At 72.8% G+C, this 21,534-nt stretch carries 21 protein-coding genes and 1 pseudogene; 9 read left to right on the top strand and 13 right to left on the bottom strand.

Annotation, left to right across the window (positions count from 1 at the left end; all coding sequences use genetic code 11):
• Window positions 1-122: 122 nt before the first annotated feature.
• On the bottom strand, window positions 123-656 hold the full coding sequence (locus tag ACN27J_RS17055; RefSeq protein WP_421367314.1) for a DUF6244 family protein: 534 nt from the start codon (window positions 654-656) through the stop codon (window positions 123-125).
• A 70-nt stretch (window positions 657-726) separates the two neighbouring features.
• On the bottom strand, window positions 727-1,107 hold the full coding sequence (locus tag ACN27J_RS17050) for a MerR family transcriptional regulator (protein ID WP_278171964.1): 381 nt from the start codon (window positions 1,105-1,107) through the stop codon (window positions 727-729).
• 55 nt (window positions 1,108-1,162) lie between these two features.
• On the opposite strand from ACN27J_RS17050, the pseudogene ACN27J_RS17045 reads away from it, so the two are divergent.
• Window positions 1,163-1,991, top strand: a pseudogene (locus ACN27J_RS17045) (aldo/keto reductase).
• A 3-nt stretch (window positions 1,992-1,994) separates the two neighbouring features.
• Here ACN27J_RS17045 and ACN27J_RS17040 read toward each other — a convergent pair.
• The gene (locus ACN27J_RS17040; protein ID WP_421367313.1) at window positions 1,995-2,579 is read right to left on the bottom strand and encodes a TetR/AcrR family transcriptional regulator; all 585 of its coding nucleotides are present in this window, start codon (window positions 2,577-2,579) and stop codon (window positions 1,995-1,997) included.
• Between the two features lie 62 nt (window positions 2,580-2,641).
• Between ACN27J_RS17040 and ACN27J_RS17035 the strand changes: the two genes are divergently transcribed.
• Complete coding sequence (locus ACN27J_RS17035) at window positions 2,642-3,607, top strand: oxidoreductase (RefSeq protein WP_421367312.1); 966 nt, start codon at window positions 2,642-2,644, stop codon at window positions 3,605-3,607.
• On the opposite strand, the gene ACN27J_RS17030 is transcribed toward ACN27J_RS17035, so the two are convergent.
• A protein-coding gene (locus tag ACN27J_RS17030; RefSeq protein WP_421372099.1) for an IS5 family transposase occupies window positions 3,541-4,418 on the bottom strand; the annotation gives its coding sequence in 2 pieces (ribosomal slippage) (window positions 3,541-4,026 and window positions 4,029-4,418; 876 coding nt in all). The two genes, ACN27J_RS17035 and ACN27J_RS17030, sit on opposite strands and share 67 nt — an antisense overlap.
• 225 nt (window positions 4,419-4,643) lie before the next feature.
• Here ACN27J_RS17030 and ACN27J_RS17025 point away from each other — a divergent pair.
• A complete protein-coding gene (locus tag ACN27J_RS17025) occupies window positions 4,644-5,282 on the top strand; it encodes a hypothetical protein (RefSeq protein ID WP_421367311.1) in 639 nt (212 codons plus the stop codon).
• Between the two features lie 92 nt (window positions 5,283-5,374).
• Here the strand turns inward: ACN27J_RS17025 and ACN27J_RS17020 are convergent, their stop codons facing one another.
• Both ACN27J_RS17020 and ACN27J_RS17015 read right to left on the bottom strand, forming a co-directional pair.
• Window positions 5,375-7,324 (bottom strand): sensor histidine kinase, encoded by a 1,950-nt coding sequence (locus ACN27J_RS17020; protein ID WP_421367310.1) that lies wholly within the window; start codon window positions 7,322-7,324, stop codon window positions 5,375-5,377.
• Window positions 7,317-8,024 (bottom strand): response regulator transcription factor, encoded by a 708-nt coding sequence (locus ACN27J_RS17015; RefSeq protein ID WP_421372300.1) that lies wholly within the window; start codon window positions 8,022-8,024, stop codon window positions 7,317-7,319. The genes ACN27J_RS17020 and ACN27J_RS17015 overlap by 8 nt, the downstream gene beginning before the upstream one ends.
• A gap of 87 nt (window positions 8,025-8,111) precedes the next feature.
• On the opposite strand from ACN27J_RS17015, the gene ACN27J_RS17010 reads away from it, so the two are divergent.
• From ACN27J_RS17010 to ACN27J_RS16995, 4 genes are all read left to right on the top strand, one after another.
• Window positions 8,112-9,383, top strand: a complete 1,272-nt coding sequence (locus ACN27J_RS17010) for a hypothetical protein (protein ID WP_421367309.1) — start codon at window positions 8,112-8,114, stop codon at window positions 9,381-9,383.
• Between the two features lie 32 nt (window positions 9,384-9,415).
• Window positions 9,416-10,075 carry an ABC transporter ATP-binding protein gene (locus ACN27J_RS17005; protein ID WP_421372298.1) on the top strand — a complete coding sequence of 220 codons (660 nt, stop codon included), beginning with the start codon at window positions 9,416-9,418 and terminating at the stop codon, window positions 10,073-10,075.
• Window positions 10,072-11,316, top strand: coding sequence for an ABC transporter permease (locus ACN27J_RS17000; RefSeq protein WP_421367308.1), 1,245 nt, complete (start codon window positions 10,072-10,074; stop codon window positions 11,314-11,316). Before ACN27J_RS17005 ends, ACN27J_RS17000 begins: the two co-directional genes overlap by 4 nt.
• Window positions 11,317-11,455: 139 nt before the next feature.
• A complete protein-coding gene (locus ACN27J_RS16995; protein WP_421367307.1) occupies window positions 11,456-12,892 on the top strand; it encodes a PQQ-binding-like beta-propeller repeat protein in 1,437 nt (478 codons plus the stop codon).
• 46 nt (window positions 12,893-12,938) lie between these two features.
• Here the strand turns inward: ACN27J_RS16995 and ACN27J_RS16990 are convergent, their stop codons facing one another.
• The 6 genes from ACN27J_RS16990 to hppD all read right to left on the bottom strand — a co-directional run bounded on the left by ACN27J_RS16990 (window position 12,939) and on the right by hppD (window position 18,541).
• Window positions 12,939-13,916 (bottom strand): hypothetical protein, encoded by a 978-nt coding sequence (locus ACN27J_RS16990; protein WP_421367306.1) that lies wholly within the window; start codon window positions 13,914-13,916, stop codon window positions 12,939-12,941.
• Window positions 13,909-14,448 (bottom strand): hypothetical protein, encoded by a 540-nt coding sequence (locus ACN27J_RS16985; RefSeq protein ID WP_421367305.1) that lies wholly within the window; start codon window positions 14,446-14,448, stop codon window positions 13,909-13,911. Before ACN27J_RS16985 ends, ACN27J_RS16990 begins: the two co-directional genes overlap by 8 nt.
• Before the next feature lie 58 nt (window positions 14,449-14,506).
• Entirely contained in the window at window positions 14,507-15,076 is a 570-nt protein-coding gene (locus tag ACN27J_RS16980; RefSeq protein ID WP_421367304.1) for a hypothetical protein, read from the bottom strand.
• A gap of 70 nt (window positions 15,077-15,146) precedes the next feature.
• Window positions 15,147-16,247, bottom strand: coding sequence for a histidinol-phosphate transaminase (hisC, locus tag ACN27J_RS16975; RefSeq protein WP_421367303.1), 1,101 nt, complete (start codon window positions 16,245-16,247; stop codon window positions 15,147-15,149).
• Window positions 16,244-17,269 carry an RDD family protein gene (locus ACN27J_RS16970; protein ID WP_421367301.1) on the bottom strand — a complete coding sequence of 342 codons (1,026 nt, stop codon included), beginning with the start codon at window positions 17,267-17,269 and terminating at the stop codon, window positions 16,244-16,246. Before ACN27J_RS16970 ends, hisC begins: the two co-directional genes overlap by 4 nt.
• Window positions 17,270-17,392: 123 nt before the next feature.
• The gene (gene hppD / locus ACN27J_RS16965; protein ID WP_421372296.1) at window positions 17,393-18,541 is read right to left on the bottom strand and encodes a 4-hydroxyphenylpyruvate dioxygenase; all 1,149 of its coding nucleotides are present in this window, start codon (window positions 18,539-18,541) and stop codon (window positions 17,393-17,395) included.
• A gap of 194 nt (window positions 18,542-18,735) precedes the next feature.
• Here hppD and ACN27J_RS16960 point away from each other — a divergent pair, with 194 nt between their 5' ends.
• Window positions 18,736-19,236, top strand: coding sequence for an Lrp/AsnC family transcriptional regulator (locus ACN27J_RS16960; RefSeq protein WP_421367300.1), 501 nt, complete (start codon window positions 18,736-18,738; stop codon window positions 19,234-19,236).
• Here the strand turns inward: ACN27J_RS16960 and ACN27J_RS16955 are convergent.
• Complete coding sequence (locus ACN27J_RS16955) at window positions 19,220-20,203, bottom strand: DUF5937 family protein (protein ID WP_421367299.1); 984 nt, start codon at window positions 20,201-20,203, stop codon at window positions 19,220-19,222. The two genes, ACN27J_RS16960 and ACN27J_RS16955, sit on opposite strands and share 17 nt — an antisense overlap.
• A gap of 82 nt (window positions 20,204-20,285) precedes the next feature.
• On the opposite strand from ACN27J_RS16955, the gene ACN27J_RS16950 reads away from it, so the two are divergent.
• Entirely contained in the window at window positions 20,286-21,515 is a 1,230-nt protein-coding gene (locus tag ACN27J_RS16950) for an MFS transporter (protein WP_421367298.1), read from the top strand.
• Window positions 21,516-21,534: the final 19 nt, after the last annotated feature.

Raw genomic sequence — 21,534 nt, 5'->3', positions numbered from 1 at the left:
AACGAAACGAAGGCCACCGACCCGCACAAATCACACCATTTCCTGCGAGCTGTCTGCAGCGGAACGGCCGGATGGCGGCGGCCGAACGTCAACGGCGGCCGAACATCGACGGCGGTGGACCGTCAGCTGCCCGGGTTCGCGCCGACCTGTCGGGCGGTGGCGGCGGCAGCGGTCAGCGACTCGTCGACGGTGCCGGCCCGTTGCCGTACCGCCGCCAGCGTCTCTTTGACGGTGCCGAGCACCCCGAGCAACTGGGCCGGGTCGCCGCCCTGCAGTACCCGCGCCACCAGCGTCGCCGCCTCGTCGGCCTTGGCGGTCGCCGCGCCGATCCCGTCCTGGACGGCCCGCAGCCTGTCGCCGGCCCGACCCAGCGTGGCCAGCACCTCCGCCGGTGACGGCTCCCTCGGCACCGGCACCACCGTGGCCGCCGCCTCGTCGAGCGTGCCGGTGACCCCGGTCAGCCCGGCCTGCAGTTCCTTCAGCGTGTTGCGTACCTGGATCATGCCGGCCACGATGCCGCTGAAGCCGCCGGCCGCCGCCTGACCGGCGACCCGCTCGGCTTCCTGCTGCGCCGCCGCTGCGGCTGTCCGGGCCCGTTCGACGCCCGCCCGCATCGCCTGCAGATCCTTGCCGACGCTGTCCACCGGTGCTGCCACAATCGCTCTCCTCACCCCGTTTGACCTGCTGTTCCAATGGTGCGGGGTGGTCGGCGGAAAAGCCGGCAGACTAGCCCTCGGCCGCGGTCGTGTCCGCCGCCTGGCCCTGGTACCAGGCGAGCTTGTCGCCGAGGCGGGCCCGCCAGCGGTGCAGTTGTTCGATCTGCTGCTCGACCGCGTCCGCGTGCTCGCGCAGCAGCGCGATCCGCTCCGGGATGGTCTGCGGGTCACGGCACAGTTCGCCGTAGCGGCGTAGCCGTTCGATCGGCATCCCGGTGTCCCGCAGGCAGCGCAGGAAGTCGAGCATGCCCAGGTCGTTGTCGCTGTAGACGCGGCGCCCGCTGGCGTTGCGGGCGATCGGCGACAGGATGCCCTCCCGTTCGTAGTAGCGCAGGGTGTCGATCGAGAAGCCGGACCGGGCCGCCGCCTCGGCGGGTGAATAGGCCGTCATACCGCCGACGGTACCGCTTGACCTGGAGTGCGCTCCAAGTCGCAGGGTGGGACGCATGACGTACGAGAACCCCCCGACCATCGCCGCCACCTCGACCACCAGCAGAGCGTCGGCACCGGCCTCGCCGCTGGTGCTGGGCGCGATGATGTTCGGCACCCGGACCGACGAGGAGACCTCGTTCGCGCTGCTCGACCGGTTCGTCGAGCGGGGCGGCGAGTGGATCGACACCGCCGACTGCTACGCCTTCTGGGCCAGCCGGGACGGCCGGGGCGGCGACAGCGAACGGGTCATCGGGCGGTGGCTCGCCGCCCGCCCCGGCGTACGGCAGCGGGTGCGCATCGCGACGAAGGTCGGTGCCGAGCCGCTGTGGGCCGGATCGTGGCCGCGCGTGCGGGCCGGGCTGAGCCGCCGCGCCGTCGCCGACGCCTTCGCCGGCAGTCTGGACCGGCTGGGCGTGGACAGCGTCGACCTGCTCTGGCTGCACCAGGAGGACCGGGCCACCCCGATTGAGGAGACTGTCGACACGGTCGCCGGGCTGGTCGCGTCCGGTGCCGTACGCCGGGTCGGTGCGTCCAACCACCCGGCCTGGCGGATCGAGCGGGCCCGCGCCCACGCCGCTGCTGACCGGAGCCTACGACGACCCGGCCAAGCCGGTCCCACCGGTGTACGACCATCCGGGCAGCGCGCGGCGGCTCGCGGCACTCGACGACGTCGCCCGGGACGCCGGCGCGACCCGTGGCCAGGTGGTGCTGGCCTGGCTGGTGGCGCAGGGCATCCGCCCGATCCTCGGCGGCAGCAAGCCGTACCAGTTGGAGGCGGCGCTCGACGGCGTCTCGCTCGACCTCACCGACGAGCACCTCGCCCGGTTGAACGTCGCCGGCTGACGGTCAGTCGGGCCGTGCTCCTCGGATGAACTGGTCGACGGCCGTCTCCAGGATCCCGTCGAGCAGTTCGGCCGGGATCAGGTTCCCGTTGATCAGGGCGGCGATGCCCTGCAGGGTCGCGAACAGCACGACGCCCACCCGCTCCGGGTCGCCCGGCGCCAGGTGGCCCTGCGCCTGCCCCTCCTCGATGAGGCTCTGCATCAGCCCGATCGGCGCGGCGGCGACTTCGCCGGGCAGGTCGGCGCCGGGCCGGTGCTTGGCGGCGAACATCAGCTCCAGCAGCGCGGCGTCCTCGGTGGCGAACCGCAGGTGGGCGGCGGCCATGGCCCGCAGACGCGGCCTGAACTGCTCCCCGGCGGCGTCGATCGCCGCGCGTAGCTCGGCACCCAGCCGGACGAATCCGGCCTCGGCCAGCGCGTCGAGCAGCGCTTGCCGGTCGGCGAAGTGCCGGCGTGGGGCGGCGTGGCTGACGCCGGCCTCGCGGGCCAGCTCGCGCAGTGAGAGCTGGCCCGCGCCGTGCTGGCGCAGGCTGCGTTCGGCGGCGGCGAGCAGCGTCGTCCGCAGGTTTCCGTGGTGGTACGCAGGCACAGGCACACCCTAACCCAATGTTGTCGTTGACAGCATTGTTGTCGATGACTACATTGTTTCCCATGACAACATTCACCGCTGCCGGGATCCCCGACCAGGCCGGCCGAACCGTCGTCGTCACCGGGGGCAACAGCGGCATCGGTCGCGCTGCCGCCCGCGCACTCGCCGCCCGGGGCGCGCGGGTCGTGCTCGCCGTCCGCGACCCCGCCAAGGGCCGCGCCGCCGCCGCGACGATGACCGGTGACGTGGTCGTGCGCCGCCTCGACCTCGCCGACCTCGCCTCGGTCCGCGCCTTCGCCGAGAAGTCCACCGAGCCAGTCGACGTGCTGATCAACAACGCCGGGGTGATGATCCCGCCGCTGGGCCGCACGGCCGACGGATTCGAGCTGCAGTTCGGCATCAACCATCTGGGGCACTTCGCGCTCACCAACCTGCTGCTGCCCCGGATCCGCCAACGGGTCGTCACCGTCTCCTCGAGCGGCCACCGCGCTGGCAGGATCGACTTCGACGACCCCAACTGGCACCGTCGCCGCTACCGGGCCTTCCCGGCGTACGCCCAGTCGAAGCTGGCGAACCTGCTGTTCACCGCAGAACTGCACCGTCGCCTGACCGAGGTGGGCTCGCCGGTACTGGCCACCGCCGCGCACCCCGGCATGGCGACCACCAACCTCCTCGAGCACCAACGCCGCCCACTGCAGCGGTTGCGTACGACGTTCTTCAAGGCGATCGGGCAGAGCGACGACGGCGGCGCGCTGCCCACGCTCTACGCGGCGGTGGCGGACGTCCCCGGCGGCAGCTACGCCGGACCGGGTGGCCTTGGGGAGATCCGTGGCGTGCCCAAACTCGTCGGCCGATCGTCGGCCGCCCGCGACGAAGCGCTGGCCCGCCGACTCTGGACGGCTTCCGAGGAGCTGACCGGCGTGGCCTTCCCGCTCGCCCCTAGGGCGTGTATCAAAGTCGGTCACAGCCACTCGTTGATCGCCGCGACCTGCACGGTCGCCTCGTACCGGACCGCGAGCTTGTCGTAGCGGGTCGCGACGGCACGGTTGCGCTTGAGCCGGTTGATCCCGCACTCGACCGCGTGGCGCTGCTTGTAGATCTCGGGGTCGAAGGCCGGCGGCCTGCCGCCCTTCGACCCCTTCTTCCGCCGGTTGGCGTCCTGGTCGGCCTTCGACGGGATCGTCGCGGCGACACCCCGTCGACGCAGGTAGGCACGGTTCGCCTTCGACGTGTACGCCTTGTCCGCCAGCACCCGGTCCGGACGGGTCCGGGGCCGACCGGCCCCGAGCCGGGGCACCCGGATTCGGTCGAGGACCGTCGTGAACTGCGGGCTGTCGCCACGCTGCCCGCCGGTCAGCACGATCGACAGCGGTTTCTGTCCCTGTTCACAGCCCAGGTGCAGTTTCGTGGTCCGTCCGCCACGGGAACGCCCCAACGCGTGGTCGTCGGGTTCCGACCCGGTACCGCCGGGTGGTTCGGCCTGCAGATCCCCCTTTTACGCGCTCCGGCGGCGTGCTGGTGCGCTCGGCTGATCGTGGAGTCCACGGACACGTCCCAGACGATCCGTCCCGCCGCGTCGGCCAGGGCCTGCAACGCGGTCAGGATCCGTGCCCAGGTCCCGTCGCGCTGCCACCGGCGGAACAGGGCGTACGCCGCAGCCCAGGAGCCGTAGTGGTCGGGGATGTCCCGCCACGGGGCGCCGGCCCGGGTCCGCCACCGGATCGCGTCGATGAGCTGCCGTTTCGTTGATGCGGGCGGTCGGCCCGGTCGGCGTGCGGTGGGCAGGAGAGGCTCCAGGACTGCCCACTGCGCGTCCGTCAGGTCGTGCCGCCTCGTCACCGCTACGCTGGTCACGAGGTCTCCGTGTTGATGGTTCGTCTTGGTCGATAAGCCGTCTACCGGAGACCTCGCTGTTTACCGGGCAGCGACACGCCGAAAGTCGTCACCCGCCCACGGCCGACTTTGATACACGCCCTAGCGCGGCCGGCGGTGGGCAGCATCTCCGCTGATGTGGCCAAGACGGTGCTGACAGGATCCTGACGGTTGCTCGGCAACCTCGCTCGCATGACGACATTTCGACACCCCCGCCGGTCCGGCATCCGATCAGGCCGCCGGTCCGCCCCGCTGGCGGTCGCGCTGGCCGTGACGGTGATCGGGCTGCTGACCGCGTGCGGCGGTGGGGACCAGGACCCGGCGGCAGCCGGCGGTACGGCGACCGGTGCCCCCGGCTCGACCGGTGACAGTGGCGTCGCGTCGATCGTGGGCAGCACCGCACCGGACGCGTCGCCATCGTCGCCGGCCGAACGTCCGTTGATCCGCCCCGACACCTCGCCAGCGGAGGAGCAACGCCTGTACGACGTCTACCAGCGGTGTCTGGAGGACAACGGGCTACCCAAGCCGGCCAGGCTGCCGGAGGGCGGCGGCGATACGCCGATGGCGGCCGCTGGTCCCGAGTCCGCAGAGGAACAGGCCGCGGCGCGCAAGGCCGCCGAGGCGTGCGCTTCGCTGGAGCCCGAAGCGACCTGGGAACGGTCCCTGCGGCTCGACCCCGAGTACCCGGACAAGCTACGGGCCTGGGCCAAGTGCCTGCAGGATCGCGGCGTCGACGCCTTCGTCGACGGCGATTACCTGTCGCTCACCGATGGGCTGCCGCCCGGCAACGAGATCAAGGAATGCGAGGCGAAGGTGTTCATCGAGGGCTGACCGGTGACCCGGGTACCCCCAGGTGCCTCCCATGCGCTGATGCCACAGGTGCATCTTGATGCACCTGTGGCATCAAGACTGAACCGGTACCTCTACCCGGAGAGGCGACGCTGCGTGCTGGGCGGCCGGGCTGGGATGCGTACCGTGACGTGCGTGCCCCGGCCCGGCTCGCTGGCCACGGTGATGTCTCCGCCGTGGGCGCGGGCCAGCTGCCGGGCGATCGGCAGGCCCAGCCCGCTGCCGCCGGTGGATCGGCTGCGGGAGGCATCCGCCCGCCAGAACCGGTCGAACAGCTTCGGCAGGTCGTCGGCGCCGATCCCGACCCCGGTGTCGACCACCTCGACGGTCAGCCAGTCGTCGTCGGGTACCGCGCCGTCGCCGCGTACCGCACAGTCGACGGTGACCGACCCGCCGGCCGGGGTGTGCCGTATCGCGTTGCCGACCAGGTTGCCGACAAGCTGACGCAGCCGTACCGGATCGACGATGACCTCCGGATCGCCGTGCACCGCCAACCGCAGGGCGACTCCGGCGGCGGTCGCGGCACCCTGGTTGGCCTCGACGACCTGGGTGAGGACGTCACCGACGAAGGTCGGCTCCGGGTGCAGCGTGAAGGTCCCGGCGTCGGCGGCGGCCAGATCCCGCAGGTCGTCGATGACGTGCTGCAACAGGGTGGCTTCCTCGGTCAGCAGCGTGAGGGTACGCGGATCCACCGGCGCCAGGCCGTCCTGAGCGGCCTCCAACCAGGCCCGGATGTTCGTCAACGGGGTACGCAGCTCGTGCGCGACGTCGCTGACCATCGCCCGGCGTTGCTGTTCCAACTGGTCCCGGCGCTGCGCCAGGTCGTTGAGAGCGGTGGCGAGGTAGCCGATCTCGTCGCGGGTGGTGACCGGCACCCGGTGCTGCCGGTCGACCGGTGCGCGGGCCGCCTCGGTCAGCGCCCGCAGCGGCCGGACCAGGCGCATCCCGACGCCGACGGTGACCGCGACGGTGAGCAGCAGGACCAGGCCGGCGACGCCGGCGATCCGTAGCAGATTGCCGGTGGACAGGTTGACCGTCGTCGGCTCCGGTCCGGCGGCCGCCGGGTCGGTGACGAAGAGCAGGACCGGCGGGGCGACGTACGGCCGGAGCTGGCTGCGTCGGCTCTCCTCGACGCAGGCCCGTACCTCCGCGTCGGACGGTGCGCCGGGCAGGGAGCGGAGCACCTCGACGGAGCGTACCGCCGAGATGGTGAGGTCGAGTTGGCCGGCGGCCGGGCCCAGACAGCTCCTGGTCAGGTCGAGCAGCTCGTCGAGGGGAGCGATCTCGCCTCGGGTCGGCTCATCCAGCACTTCCGGTTTGGCGCAGATTCGCGGGTCACTCGGGACTGGTTCGATCACCTCGGCAGGCGACTCAGCGCTTGTCGAGGAGACGATCTGGACGGTCGGTCGGCCGCTGGGCAGCTCGACGATCTCGACGGTGTTGCCGGCCTGGTCGAGGCAGTCGCGGTACTCCTCGGCGACCTCGCGCAGCATCGCCTGTTCGTCCTCGGCGAGCCGGTACGGCCCGACCACCCGGGCGTCAATGCTCGACGCCTGCCCGGTGGCCGCAGTGGCGATGCTCGACTCAGGCCGGGTGACCGTCGCGGTGCCGGCCAGCGCCGGATCGAGGTCGAGCGGGTCGACGATGGCCGACGGGCGGGCGTCGCGCAGCGACGGGCCGGGTGCCGACTCGGCGACCGGGGCGCGGGTCACCGGGTCGAGCAGCACGATCCGCCGGCCGGTCCGCGCCGCCAGCTCGTCCACCGTCGGCGCGACCCCGGACCAGTCGCGGTGCTCGATCGCGTACGTGATCAACTCGTCGTAGATGCTGACGTCGTCGGCGAGGGACCGGCCCTGTTCCTGTTCGATCGCCCGGGTGGTCGACTCCACGGTCAGCCAGGCGGTGGCGACGACCGCACAGACCGTCACCAGCACCGACGCGCCGAGCAGCCGCAGCACCAGGCTGTGCCGCAGCGGCACCCGGGCACCCCCGGTCACCGACGCGTCGCCGGTCGGCTCAGCCATTGGCCGGGTCGCGGAGTTTGTAGCCGATGCCGTACACCGTCACCAGGTACGCGGGCCGGCGTACGTCCGGTTCGATCTTGCGGCGCAGGTTGACCATGTGGGTGTCGATGGCCCGCTCGGTCGAGTCCCTGTCCAGGCCCCGGGTGTGCTCCAGCAGCTGGGCCCGGGTGAAGGCCCGTTCCGGCTGCTCGGCCATGGCGGCCAGGATCGCGAACTCGCCCGGGGTGCAGCCGACCGGCCGCCCGTCGACGGTGACCTCGCGGCGGACCGGGTCGACGGCGAGCGCACCGACCCGCCGTACCCCGTCGATGGTGCGCGGCACCCGGTCGACCCGGCGCAGCAACGTCCGGACCCGGGCCATCAGCTCCCGGGGCGAGTACGGCTTCGTCAGGTAGTCGTCGGCGCCCAGGTCCAGCCCACGCAGCATGTCGTCCTCGTCGGCGCGGGCGGTGAGCATCAGCACCAGCAGGTCCGACTCGCGGCGCAGGATCCGGCACACGTTCAGCCCGTCCAGACCGGGCATCATCACGTCGAGCACCAGCAGTTGCGGGCGGTGCCGGCGGGCCTGGTCGAGCGCGTCGCGCCCGTCGTGGACCACGGTGGTCCGGTGTCCGTCGGACTCGACGTAGCGGCGCAGCACCTCGGCCTGCCGTCGGTCGTCCTCGGCGATCAGCACATGGGCAACCACGGGGCGAACCATACTGCGCGCCAACGTCGGCGCGGCGGTGGGAAATCGCACCGTACCGGCCTGACAGGTTCCTCACAATCGCCGTCGACGCTGGCCGGCATGGTGTTCTTCCTGCGAACGTCCACCGGTCGCCGGTGGCGGCGACCACTGGCGTACGGCCTGCCGGCCGCGATAGTGGTGGCCGGGTTGACGGTGACCGGGACGATGATCGGCTGGGGCTGGCCGGGTGGGGGCGCGACGGCCGACGCGGACGACGCGCCGCCGGATCCGGTCTGGGTGGCGACCACCGAGGTGGTCCGGATGGACATCTCCGACGCCCGGGAACTGCCCGGCACCCTCGGCTACGGCGCGGCCCGGCCGGTGCGGGGCTCCGGTGACGGGGTGCTGACCTGGCTGCCGGAGCAGGGGGCGGTGATCGAGCGTGGCCAGCAGCTGTACCGAGTGGATGATCAGCCGGTGCTGCTGTTCTACGGTGGCACGCCGTTGTTCCGTACCCTCGATCAGCCGAACCTGGTCGGCCGCGACGTGCGGGTGGTCGCCGACAACCTGGAGGCGTTGGGCTACCGGATCGGCTGGCAGCCGCCGGTCGGTGCCACCGTCGCGGTGCCGGCGGCGACCACCGCCGCCGACCAGGACGCGGCCCAGTCGCCGGATCCTGAGCAGTCAGTAGATCCTGAGCAGGTGCCGGCGCAGGCCGCCGACTCCGGTCGGCAGCCGACCTCCGCCGGTGGCAAGGTCACCGTCCGTACCGGCGACGCGGTCCTCACCCCGGAGCTGATCTCGGCCATCGAACGCTGGCAGCGCGACCGCGCCGCGCCGGCCACCGGCATCCTGCGGCCCGGCGAGGTGGCCGTACTGCCGGGAAAGGTACGGGTCGACGCGGTGCCCGCGCTGGCCGGGGACAGTGCCGCGACGGACATCATGTCGGTCACCCCGACCGAAAAGATCATCACGGTACGGGTGGGAGCCGGCGAGACCAGCGGAATGCTGCCCGACGCGCCGGTGACGATCACCCTGCCCGACGGCGCCACCGTCCCCGGCCGGATCGCCGCGGTCGGCACCGTCGTCGCCGATCCCGAGGGCCAGCCGGGGCAGGGGCCGCAGCTGAGCCTCACCGTCGTGCCCGACGACCCGGCGGTGCTCGGCGAGCTGGAGTCCGCGCCGGTCCGGGTGCAGTTCCGCACCGAGGTACGCGAGCAGGTCCTCGCCGTACCGGTCGGCGCGCTGCTCGCGCTCGCTGAGGGCGGGTACGCGGTGCAGCTGACCGACGGTGCGCTGATCGCCGTCGAGACCGGGCTGTTCACCAAGGGCATGGTCGAGGTCACCGGCGACGGTCTCGACGAGGGCATGACGGTGGTGACCACGTCGTGAACGCGCCGGTGCTGTCGGTCGTGCGGGCCGGGATGCGTTACCCCGGCGGTGTCGCCGCGCTGACCGACGTCGACCTCGACATCCACGCCGGTGAGCTGGTCGCCATCGTCGGCCCGTCCGGCTCCGGCAAGTCCACTCTGCTCAACATCATGGGCACCCTGGACCGCCCGACCAGCGGTACGGTCCGGCTCGGCGGCCACGACGTGACCGCCCTGTCCGACCGGCAGCTGTCGGCACTGCGCGGGCGCTGGCTCGGCTTCGTCTTCCAGCAGTTCCATCTCACCGACGGGCTGACCGCCGCCGAGAACGTCGCCACCGGCCTGCTGTACGCGGGCGTACCGCGCCGCCGTCGTCGGCCGTTGGCCGCCGAGGCACTGGCCCGGGTCGGGCTCGCCCATCGGGTCGGGCACCTGCCCCGGCAGTTGTCCGGTGGGGAACGCCAGCGGGTGGCGATCGCCCGCGCGCTGGTCAACGACCCGGCGCTGGTGCTGGCCGACGAGCCGACCGGCGCGTTGGACACCGCCACCGGCCGTGCCGTGCTGGACCTGCTCACCGCGCTCAACGCCGACGGCACCACGATCGCGGTGATCACCCACGATCGCGACATCGCGGCGCGGCTGCCGCGTCGGGTGGAGATCCGTGACGGCCGCCTGGTCGGCGACGTCCGCCAGCAGCCGGTGGCGGCGTCATGAGCCGGGTGGATCAGCCCCACCGGGTCGGGTCTGCCCCGGTGGAGCTGCCCCGTCCGGTTCGGCTGGCCCCGCTGGACCTGCTCCGGCTCGGCCTGGTCGGCATCCGGACCCGCCGGCTGCGGGCGGCACTGTCCGCGCTGGGCATCTCGATCGGCATCGCCACGATGATCGTGGTCACCGGCATCCCGGCGGCCAGCGAACGGGCGTTGCTGGCCGAGCTGTCCGCCCTCGGCGTGAACCTGCTGCAGGCGACGGCCCAGCCCGACGAGGACGGGGTCACCCGGCTGCCGGTCGAGTCGCCGGCGATGGTGGCGCGGATCGGGCCGGTGACCGCGACCAGCGCGGTCGCCAACACCAACACGGTGATCCGCCGTTCCGACTGGATCGACCCGCGCGAGGGCTCCGGGTTGACCGTGCTGGCGAGTGAGTCGAGCCTGCCGGCGACGCTCGACGCGCGGCTGCGTACCGGCCGCTACCTCGACGCCGGCACCGAACGCCTGCCGACGGTGGTGCTCGGCTCGGTGGCCGCGACCCGGCTGGGCATCGTCGGCCTGGGGCCGGCGGACTCACCGACGCAGGTACGCATCGACGACGAGTGGTTCACCGTGGTCGGCATCCTGGAGCCGCTGCCGTTGGCCCCGGAGATCGACCGGTCGGCGCTGGTCGGCTGGCCGGCGGCCGAGGAGAAGCTGGGCTTCGGCGGGCATCCGACGGTGATCTACCTGCGGGCGCACGAGCCGGCGATCGAGGCGGTCCGGGCGGTGCTGCCGGCGACGATCGATCCGCAGCGACCCAGCACGGTGCGGGTGACCCGGCCGTCGGACGCGCTGACCGCCAAACGCGTGACCGAGAGCAGTTTCGCGTCGCTGTTCCTGGCCCTGGCCGGGGTGGCGCTGCTGGTCGGCGGGATCGGGGTGGCGAACACGATGGTGATCTCGGTGCTGGAACGCCGGTCGGAGATCGGGCTGCGCCGGGCGCTGGGCGCGAGCCGGGGCCAGATCCGGGCGCAGTTCCTCACCGAGTCGGTGGCGTTGTCGCTGCTCGGCGGCCTCGCCGGTACGGCGCTCGGCCTGGCCGCCACCGCCGGCTACGCGATCGCCAACGGCTGGCCGGTGGTGGTGCCGCCGGGGGCGACCCTCGCCGGGCTGGGTGGGGCGTTGCTGGTCGGTGTCGTCGCTGGCGGCTATCCGGCGTTGCAGGCCGCCCGGCTGCCGCCGACCCGGGCACTGGCCACCGCCTGACCGGCCCGGCGGCGTACCGGCGCGCGGACGGAATCGCCGTCGTTCCACTGGCGCTGCTCGGTCCGTGACCGGTGGTCCAACGCCCGCGGCTGACCCGACGTGGTTGTCCGGTTCGGTAGGGTGCGGGGGGAGGTGCCCGATGGCCGAGCCGGCGAGCAACACCCAGCACCCAGCGGACGCAGCGGACCCTTCGGCGCACCCCGCCGACGGTCCGACGAACCCCGACGAGACGCAGCCCGACGAGACGCAGCCCGGCGGGCGACGCCCCTGGTGGCGGTCCCGCCCGCGCTGGCAGCTGATCACCGCCGGGGTGCTGGCCGGGGCGGTCGTCCTCGCCGCCGCGACGGTCGTCGCCTGGCGGGTGCTGGCCCCGGCCGAGGTGGTCACCCCGGCCGGCTACCAGCCGTCCCCGCCGACCGCCGAGCCGGGCCCGGTGGCCGAACTGTCCGCCGCGCCGCTGCTGGTCGACGGACGGTTCCGGGTGTACGCCACCACCCGTCAGGTGCGCGCCGACGGCCCGATCGACATGCGTACCCAGGTCACCCCGGCCTGGTCGTTCCGGCGCTGGCCGGAGCAGCTGACCGGCGTCGTCGTCACCGGCACCACCGTGGTCAGCCGCTGGACGGACGGCGAACTCGTGGCGATCGACGCGGGCAGCGGCAAGGTGGCCTGGCGGTCCGCCGGCCCGCAGCCAGCCGACACCGGGTACGCCGGTCGGCGTACCGGGGCGCAGACCGTCTACGCGCCGTCCGGTCTGCACACCGCGGTCAGCGGCACCGACGGGCGGGCGGTGGTGGTGGCGCACGGCGAGTCGCAGCTGACCGGGTTCGACACCGCGACCGGTCGGGAACTGTGGCGGACCATGCTGCCCGGCCAGGGCGACGCCTGCCGCGACGCCGGCTTCAGCACCACCGGCGGCCGGTTCGCCCTGGTCAACAGCTGCGCAGCCCCGCCGACGGTGGAGTTCTACGACGTCGCCACCGGGCAGCTGACCGCGACCTGGCAGCCGGAGGGTGCCGGTCCGGGGCTGGCCGTGGAGCCGATCGGCTGTGCGGCCGCCCGTTCGACCTGCGGTGCGCTGCGTACCACCGGGGCTGGACAGTCGCGGGGCTGGCTGGTCGACGGCCCGGAGCCGGTGCCGGCGCCGCCGCTCGACCCGGTCGACGCGATGCTGGTCGACGGGATGGCTATCCGGTTGGACACCACCGGGGACACTCCGGCGGTGGTGGCCGAGGCGGTACGGACCGGTGAGCAGGTGTGGCGGCGGCCGATTCCGTCGGCAGCGGCACCCGGTCCGGGCGGCACCGGTGACCGGTTGCTCGCGGTGCAGCCGGGTCGGGCGCACCTGCTGACCGCCACCCGGGAGTTGATCACCCTGGACGCGGCGACCGGTGCCGAGTTGTCGAGTTTCGTGCTGATCCTGCTGAGCGAGCTGTCGACCGACTGGGCCCCCGGCTACGTCTCCGCGCAGGACGGCTTCGTGGCGGTCGAGCGGCTACGGCTGCCGGTCGACCCGGACGCCGACGACGGCCGCTACTACCGGCTGCAGGAGGCGGTGATCGTCGCCCGTACCTGACCCGGCCGGTCCGGGTGGGGTCAGCCCGGACCGTGCAGCGGTCAGGTCAGCCGGTCCGGTCCCGCCGCCGGTAGGCCACGACGCCGAGCGCTCCGACGGCGAGCAGCGCGACCAGCCCGCTGATGCCGAGCATGGTCCCGGGGCCGACCGCAGCGGAGGACTCCACCAGTGCCGGGCCGAAGACGACCGTTGCGGTGCTTTCCCGATCGACTTTTCCGCTGGTCAGGGTCAGCTTCGCGGTCCACCGGCCGTCCGGGACGACCGCGTCGAGCGGCAGCTCGACAACCCGGTCGTCGCCGACGGCCAGGGTGGTGATCTCCACCGGGAACGGGCCGGCGGACAGGCCACCCGGTCCGTCGGTCAACGTCAGCTCACCGCGCAGGTCGAGGGCACGTTGTCCGGTGTTGCGCAGCCGTGCGCTGACCACCGGTTGGCCGTCCTTGGTCCGTTTCGCGCCGAGGTCGTCGAGCTCGAAGTTCGACGGTGGTTCGCCGCCGGCGCCGATGGACAGGTAGACCCGGATGCCGGACCGGGCGACGTTGTGGACGTTGGCGTGCGGCTCGTGCCGGTCGCCGGCCTCGGCCCAGATCACCCCGTAGTGCTCGCCGCTGGTGGCGTCGTCGGGGACGGTGATCCGGGCCAGCACCCGGGTGCGGCTCTCCGCGTCGAGGCGTACCTCGGTCTCGTCGAGCGTGATCCACTCGGTCAGTTCGTTGTCCGCCCGGCCGTCGCCGAACAGGAAGCCTTCCTTGTCGACGAACGCCGCTCCCGGGTACAACGCGATGTCGCGGGCGCTCGGCGAGTAGTTGGTCACCTCGATGCGTCGCTCGATGGTGTCGCCGGGGTTGAGATGGTCGACGATGTAGATGTGCGCCCGGTAGTCGTCGCGGCGTTCCAACGGCGCGTCGACCAGCCGGACCCCGACGCTGGTCGGATCGGCGTCGTGGTGCGGCTTGGCATGTGCGGCCGCCCCGGTGCCGACCAGCAGCGGCACCAGGGCGAGCGCGGCGAGACGGTTACGCAACGGAGTGGGTCACCGTGCCCTGATAGAGGCCGGCGACCGAGTCGCCCGGGATGGCGATTGCCAGGGTCGGGTTCCAGACGGCGGTGTTGACGCCAGCACCGGAGGTCTTGGAGAAGGCGGTCCTCGGCAGGTTCAGCGACACGGCGTCGGCGGCGGTGGGCTGGCCCGGCACGAAGGTGCCGTCGCCGGTGGTGGAGACCGCCGGGCCGGACCAGTAGTCCACCACGTTCGGCTGGATGACCTCGTCAGGTGTGCCGGCGCCGGTGGTGAACGCGGTGGAGACCACCGACGCGGTCCAGGTGGCGGTGAGCGCCGCCCGCTGATCGCTGACGGTGACGTTGCCGAGGCTTCCGCTCAGGGTCTGGCTGGGGAACGCCGAGCCGAGGTTGACCGCCGCCGGCACCTGGATGATCAGGTCCGACGTGGAGACGGTGAAGGTGACGATGGTGTCACCAGAAGGCTGGGCGGCTGCCGGTGTCGCCACGGCAGCCACGGTCACCGCGGCGGCGACCATCAGAAACATCTTCCGCATGTGACCCAATGTAGTCATGAATCCCGCCAATAGCCGGCAGAACCAGCGATTCGGGCAATCAGGCGACAGAGTGGGTGATCCGACCGGTGTAGGTGCCGCCGGTCACCCCGGTCGGCACCATGATCGACAGGGTGGGGTTCCAGGTGACCCGGTTGTTGCCGCTACCCGAGGTCTTGCTGAACGCGACCCGCGGCGCGCTCAGCACCACCGCCTGCGCGGCGGTCGGCTGACCGGGCACGAGCGTCCCGCCCCCGGTGGAACTGGTCGCCGAACCGGACCAGTAGGAGACCCGACTGTTCGCAATGGTCTGGCTCGGCCCGGCCGCCCCGGTGGTGTACGCGGTGGAGGTGACGGTGACCACCCAGGCGTTGGGGTTGAGCGAGCCCCGGAAGTCGCTGACCGACACCGGGCCGAGCGTCCCGCCGATGGTCGATCCGACCGGCGCGGCACCGTAGCTGCGGGTGCCGGGCACGGTGATGGCCAGACCGGTCTGCCGCAGCATCCCGAGGGCCACTGGCGCGGCGAGCGGCCGGGTGACGGGGTGCGCGGCGGAAACCGCGTCGGCCGGCCGGTGGGTCGGGCCGGCCGCGACCAGCGTCGCGCCGAGTAGTATCGCGGTTATACGCACGTAAGTCACTATACGAGCATGATGACCGTTTTGCGGCTGGAGTCGGCTGGTGTGACGGATCGACCGCTGGTCAGAGCGCCGCCTCGGCAGCCGCCAGGAACGCGTCGTTCTCGGCCGGCGTACCGATGGTGACCCGGACCCCGTCGCCGGCGAACGGGCGCACGATCACCCCGCGTGACTCGCAGGCCGCGCCGAACGGCACCGCCCGCTCACCCAGCGGCAGCCAGACGAAGTTGGCCTGACTGTCCGGCACGCCCGGCACCAGCCTGCGCACCGCGTCGGTGACCCGGGCCCGCTCGGCGATCACCAGATCACACCGGCGGCGTACCTCGTCGGCCTGGTCGAGCGCGGCCAACGCCGCCGCCTGCGCCAGCGCGTTGGTGCCGAACGGGGTGGCCACCTTGCGTACCGCCGACGCCACCTCGGGATGCGCGACCAGGTAGCCGACCCGCAGCCCGGCCAGCCCCCACGCCTTGGACAACGTGCGCAGCACCACCACATTCGGCCGGTCACCGTAGGCGGCCAGGCCGTCGGGCACCTCGGCGTCGGTGACGAACTCCTTGTACGCCTCGTCCAGCACCACCAGCACGTCGTCCGGTACCGCGTCGAGGAACCGGTCCAGCTCGGCCCGGCGAACGCTGGTGCCGGTCGGGTTGTTCGGGTTGCAGACCAGCACCAGTCGGGTCTGCCCGGTCACCGCCGCCGCCATCGCCGGCAGGTCGTGGCCGTGGGTCGCGGTGTTCGGCACCCGCCGGCTGCTCGCCGCCGTGGTCGCCGCGATGATCGGGTACGCCTCGAACGACCGCCACGAGTAGACCACCTCGTCACCGGGCAGGCAGGTGGCGCGGACCAGATGCTCGCAGAGCGCCACCGAGCCGCATCCGGTGACGATCCGCTCCGCCGCCACCCCGAGCCGTTCGGCGAGCGCGGCCCGCAACGCCAGCACCCCCATGTCCGGGTAGCGGTGCGTCGACGCCGCCGCCTGCGCCACCGCCTCGACCACGCCGGGCAGCGGCCCGTACGGCACCTCGTTGCTGGCCAGCTTGATCGCCTCGGGCAGGCCGAGCTCCCGGGCCACGTCGACCGGGCTGCGACCCGGCACGTAACTGGGCAGCGCGTCGAGGTCGGCGCGGGTCAGACCGAGCGAGGGGGGCATCGGGCCTCCTGTCATGCGGAGCTTCCGGGGGTGTCGCGGTCCGCGCCCGGACCGCCGGTCCGGCCACCGCCGGGGCCGGCGGCGCTCGCCGGTACGCCGGGCGGTAGCTGCACCACGACGGTCTGCGCCGACTTGTCGTGCAGCGCCTGCCGCAGCGGGCGGTCGAACAGCAGGAAGACACAGTCGATCAGCTGAAGGATGAAGCCGACGCAACAGATCCACAGCAGGGTGGGCAGGCCGAGGGTGTTCCACCGGCGGAACGACCGGGCGAAGCCGAGCTGCCCGCCCGGCTCGACCGGCACCACCTTGAGCCGGGCCAGCCGCTTGCCGAGGGTCTGACCGGTGTTCGCCACGGCCGGCACCTCGTACGCCCACCAGATCGCCGCCGCCAACAGGATGATCACCATCTGTAGTCCGGAGGCCCGCTCGGTGACCTGCGGCAGACCTTCGGTGGACCGGTCGTCGGCCAGCGACCGCCGCCAGATCTCGCTGAACGTCGGCCAGACCTCCACCACGTACTGCCAGACGAACCAGCCGTTGATGAAGATGTTGAGCAGCAGCACCGCGCCGATGTCGATCAGCCGGGCGGCCAGCCGCGCGCCGAACGGCGCCAACGCCATCCCCTGCGGCCGGGGTTCCGGCGGCGGCAACCGGTAGCCCGCCCAACCGGGCGGCGGCGCTGCCGGGTATCCCGGTGGCGGAGGTGGGTGGCCCTGCGTCGGGTAGCCCGGCGGTGGTGCCGACCAGCCGGGGTACGGTGCCGGTTGACCCGGTGCGACCGGCTGGGCCGGCGGCGGTGGATGGCACGGCGGTTCCGCCTCGGGCCCGGCCGGTGCCGCTGACGTCGGCCCGGCCGGTGACGTCGGCCCGCCGGGCGTCGCCGGTTGCTCTGCCGCCGGTTGCTCTGCCGGCGGCGGCCCCTCCGGCGGGGTGGCGTCGGCCGGCAACGGCGCACCGATCCACCCGCCGCCGTCCCAGTAACGCTGGGTGGTCGGCTCCGCGGGATCCTTGTACCAGCCGGGCGAGATCGACGTCACCGGGCGGACCCCGCGGTGCGGCCGGCCGGCCGGGGCGGACTGTGCATGCTCACCCTGGCACCTTAACGACCGGCCCGGCCGGCACCGCAGCCTGTCGACGGTTCACCGGCCGCCCACCCTGGTTCAGAGGTTGCCCCGGTTCTCCTGCTCCCGTTCGATCGCCTCGAACAGCGCCTTGAAGTTGCCCTTGCCGAAGCCGAGCGACCCGTGCCGTTCGATCAGCTCGAAGAAGACCGTCGGCCGGTCCTGCACCGGCTTGGTGAAGATCTGCAGCAGGTAGCCGTCCTCGTCCCGGTCGACCAGGATCCGGCGGGCCTTCAACTGCTCGATCGGGGCGCGGACCTCACCGATCCGGGCCCGCAGCGCCGGGTCGTCGTAGTACGAGTCCGGGGTGTCCAGGAACTCCACCCCGGCGGCCCGCATCGCGTCCACCGACGCCAGGATGTCGTTGGTGGCCAACGCGATGTGCTGCACTCCCGGCCCGCCGTAGAACTCCAGGTACTCGTCGATCTGCGAGCGGCGGCGGGCCACCGCCGGCTCGTTGAGCGGAAACTTGACCTTGCGGCTGCCGTTGGCGACGACCTTGCTCATCAACGCCGAGTAGTCGGTGGCGATGTCGTCGCCGATGAACTCCGCCATGTTGGTGAAGCCCATCACCCGGTGGTAGAAGGCCACCCACTCGTCCATCCGGCCCAGCTCGACGTTGCCGACAACGTGGTCGACCGCCTGGAAGAACCGCTTCGGCTGCAGGCCGGCGTCGACCAGCGGCGTCCGGTCGACGATCGGCGGCCGGGCCACGAAGCCGGGCAGGAACGGGCCGTCGTAGCCGGACCGGTCGACCAGGGTGTGCCGGGTCTCGCCGTACGCGGCGATGCTGGCCACCCGTACGGTGCCGGCGCCGTCGGTGAGGTCCGCCGGGGCGGCCAGCCCGGTCGCGCCCTGCGCCAGGGCGTGCGCGTACGCGGCGTCCACGTCCGGTACGGCGAGCGCGATGTCGGCCACCCCGTCGCTGTGCCGGGCGACGTGTGTGGCGGCGGACGCGTCGGCGTGCACCGGCCCGCGCAGCACGAACCGGGCGGCACCGCTGGTCAGCACGTACTCGGCGTGGTCGCGGAAACCCTGCTCCGGGCCCCGGTAGGCGACGCAGGTCATACCGAACGCGGTGGAGTAGAAGTGTGCCGCCTGCTTGGCGTTGCCGACCAGGAAGGTCAGGTGGTCGACGCCGTGCACCGGAAACGGGTCGCGGGTCGCGGTGGCGTCGGCGATGGCGATGGCGGTGGCGGTGGCGTCGCCGGTGGCGGTGGCGGTGGCGCGGGAATCAGTCAGGTAGGTCACGATCGTCCTCCCTAGGAGCCGGCCGATCGGGATCGCCATGGCCGGTAACGGCAGGATGGGCGGTTCATCCCCACTGGGCAACCGCCGCGACGACGGCTGGTCAGCCTGCTCACTCGTTAGGGTCGGGGGCCATGGACGCTGTACAGAATGTCCAGCTCGATCAGCTGGACGCTGAGCTGATCGCGCTGCTGACCAGGGAGCCGCGGATCGGCGTACTCGAATGTTCCCGGCGGCTGCGGGTGGCCCGCGGCACGGTCCAGGCCCGGCTCGACAAGCTGGTCGCCCGGGGGGTGATCGGCGGGTTCGGGCCGCAGGTGTCACCGGCGGCGCTCGGCTTCGGGGTGACGTCGTTCGTCACCCTGGAGATCGGCCAGCGGCACGGGCACGAGCCGGTCGCCGCCCATCTGCGCGGCATCCCGGAGGTGCTGGAGGCGCACACCATCACCGGCTCCGGGGACCTGGTGTGCCGCATCGTCGCCCGGTCCAACGCCGACCTGCAGCGGGTGCTGGACCAGATCCTGGCGTACGACGGGATCCGACGCGCCTCGACGATCATCGCTCTGGCCGAGCAGATCCCGTACCGGGTGCTGCCGCTGGTGCTGTCGGCGGCCGACGTCACGGGTCGGCGCTGAGCGCGTCGCCGAGCGCGGTCCGCTCGTAGCGGACCGCGCGGCCGGTGCGGGTCCGGCGCACCAGGCCGGCGTCGCGCAGCACCGCGAGCTGCCCACCGACGGTGCCCAACGCCGTGCCGAGCTGGGCGGCCAGCTGGCTGGTGGTGGCCGGTACGGCGAGTGCCCGCAGCACGGCGGCCCGGCCCGGCCCGATCAGCCGGTCCAGCCCGTCGGCGGCCCGGTCGGCGTCCGGCGGGCCGAACAGGCCGGCGACGCCGCGTGCCCGGTAGCCGATCGCGTACGGCCACGGCGGATCGAGGTGCAGGCTCAGCGCACCGAAGACGGTCGGGACGAGCAGCAGACCACGCCCGCCGAGCCGGTGCCGCTCGGCGGCGAAGCCGGTGACGGTGATGGCGCCCGGATCCGGATCCCAGCGCAGCCGGGCGTCCAGGTCGGCCAGTGCGGAACTCCAGCCGTAGGTGGTCAGCCGGCCGGCCCGGTAGACCACGTCGCGTTCCAGGATGGCCCGCAGCCGGGGCCAGTCCGGGGCGATCAGCGCCCGCCACGCGGCGTCGATCGTCTCGGCGAGCCGGTCGACGACGTCGTCGGCGGCCAGCAGCCGCCCGGCCGGCCCGGTCGGCGGTGGCCGGCCGGCCAGACTGCGGGCGATCTCGTCCCGGGCCCGGTCGAGCGGGGTACGCCGGACCACGGCGACCTGGTCGGCGAAGGTCAGCCCGATCCTGTCCGGCGGCGGCTGGATAAAGTCGGCGTTGTAGCCGTTGCGGTGGTACAGCGCCCGGATCGCGGCGATGCCCGGCTGGGCGCGGCGCAACGCCGCGTACTGGTCGCGGTGCCGGTGCACCCAGGGCAGCAGCGGTCCGGCGGTCTGGACCCCGGCCAACAAGCGCAGCGCGGTCATCGTCTCGCCCAGCGGGGAGATCGCGAACCGGCTGGTCGCGACGTCTCCCGGACTCACCTCGATCCGCATCCGGCCCTGTCCACCTCCCGCGACCTTTCGCCCTGCGCCGAAAGGTTACCGCTGGCCGGCTGGCCGGCGGCATGCTTCGCCGGTGACCATCACCAGTGCAGCGCCGACCGACCGGGCCACCTTCCGGGATTTGTTCGCGGTCGGCGAGTTCCGGGCGCTCTTCGCCAGCTACGGCATCTTCATGATCGGCGAGACGGTGAAGATGCTCGCCCTGTCCGTGCTGGTCTACCAGCGGACGAACTCGCCGCTGCTGGCCGCGCTGGCCTACGTCGCCGGCTTCCTGCCCAGCGTGGTCGGCGGGATGTTCCTGCTGGCGTACGCTGACCGCTGGCGGCCCCGGACGGTGATGGTCGGCTACGACCTGATCCGGGTGGTCACGGTGGTGGTGCTGGCGATCGGGGTGCTGCCGCCGGTCGGCGCGCTGGCGCTGGTGTTCACCGTCGGGCTGGTGTCGCCGGTGGCGGCGGCCGCCCGTACCGCGTTGCTGCCGGACCTGCTGGCCGGCGACCGGTACGTGTTGGGGCGGGCGCTGTTCACCATCACCGCCGGGGCCACCCAGGTCCTCGGGTTCGCCGTCGGCGGCGCGCTGATCGGTCTGCTCGGGCCGTACGGTGCGTTGTGGATCACCGCGGTGACCTGCCTGACCTCGGCGGTGCTGATCCGGTTCGGGTTGTCCGACCGGCCGGCCCGGGTGGTAGGGGCCGCCGTGACCGGAGGCGCGGTACGCGAGACCTGGCGGGTGAACCGGCGGCTGCTCGCCGACCCGCCGGTACGCGGTCTGCTGCTGGCCACCTGGCTGCCCGGCGCGCTGCTGGTCGGCGCGGAGGGCGTGGTGGTGCCGTACGCCGGTGGCGAGGGTGCCGCCGGGGTGCTGTTCATGGCCGGGGCCGGTGGGATGCTGCTCGGTGACCTGGTGGTCGGGCGGTGGGTGGCGCCGGCCCGGCGGGAGTCGTTGACGCCGTGGCTGGCGTTGCTGCTCGGGGTGCCGATGCTGGCCTTCGTGGCCGATCTCGGGCTGCTGGTGGCGGCGGTGCTGTTCGGGGCGGCGACGTTCGGGTTCTCGTACCATCTGGGGTTGGCCCGGCGGTTCCTGGACGCGGTGCCGGCAGACCGGCGTGGCCAGGCGTTCGGGTTGTCCCACATGGGGATGATGACCGGGCAGGGGCTGGCCGCCGGGGCGGCCGGGCTGGTCGCCGAGTGGGTCGCGCCGGGGCTGGTGATGGCCGGTTTCGGGGCGCTGTCGCTGGCCGCCACGCTGCTGCTGTGGCGACAACTCCGGGTACCACCCATGAATGTCCCCCGACACGCCTAAAAGCCGCATTTCGGTCGGC

It is taken from the genome of Solwaraspora sp. WMMB762 (assembly GCF_049179115.1).
GTDB lineage: Bacteria > Actinomycetota > Actinomycetes > Mycobacteriales > Micromonosporaceae > Micromonospora_E.
The sequence above is the reverse complement of the archived record's forward strand: the minus strand, read 5'-3'. Positions and strand labels throughout refer to the sequence as shown.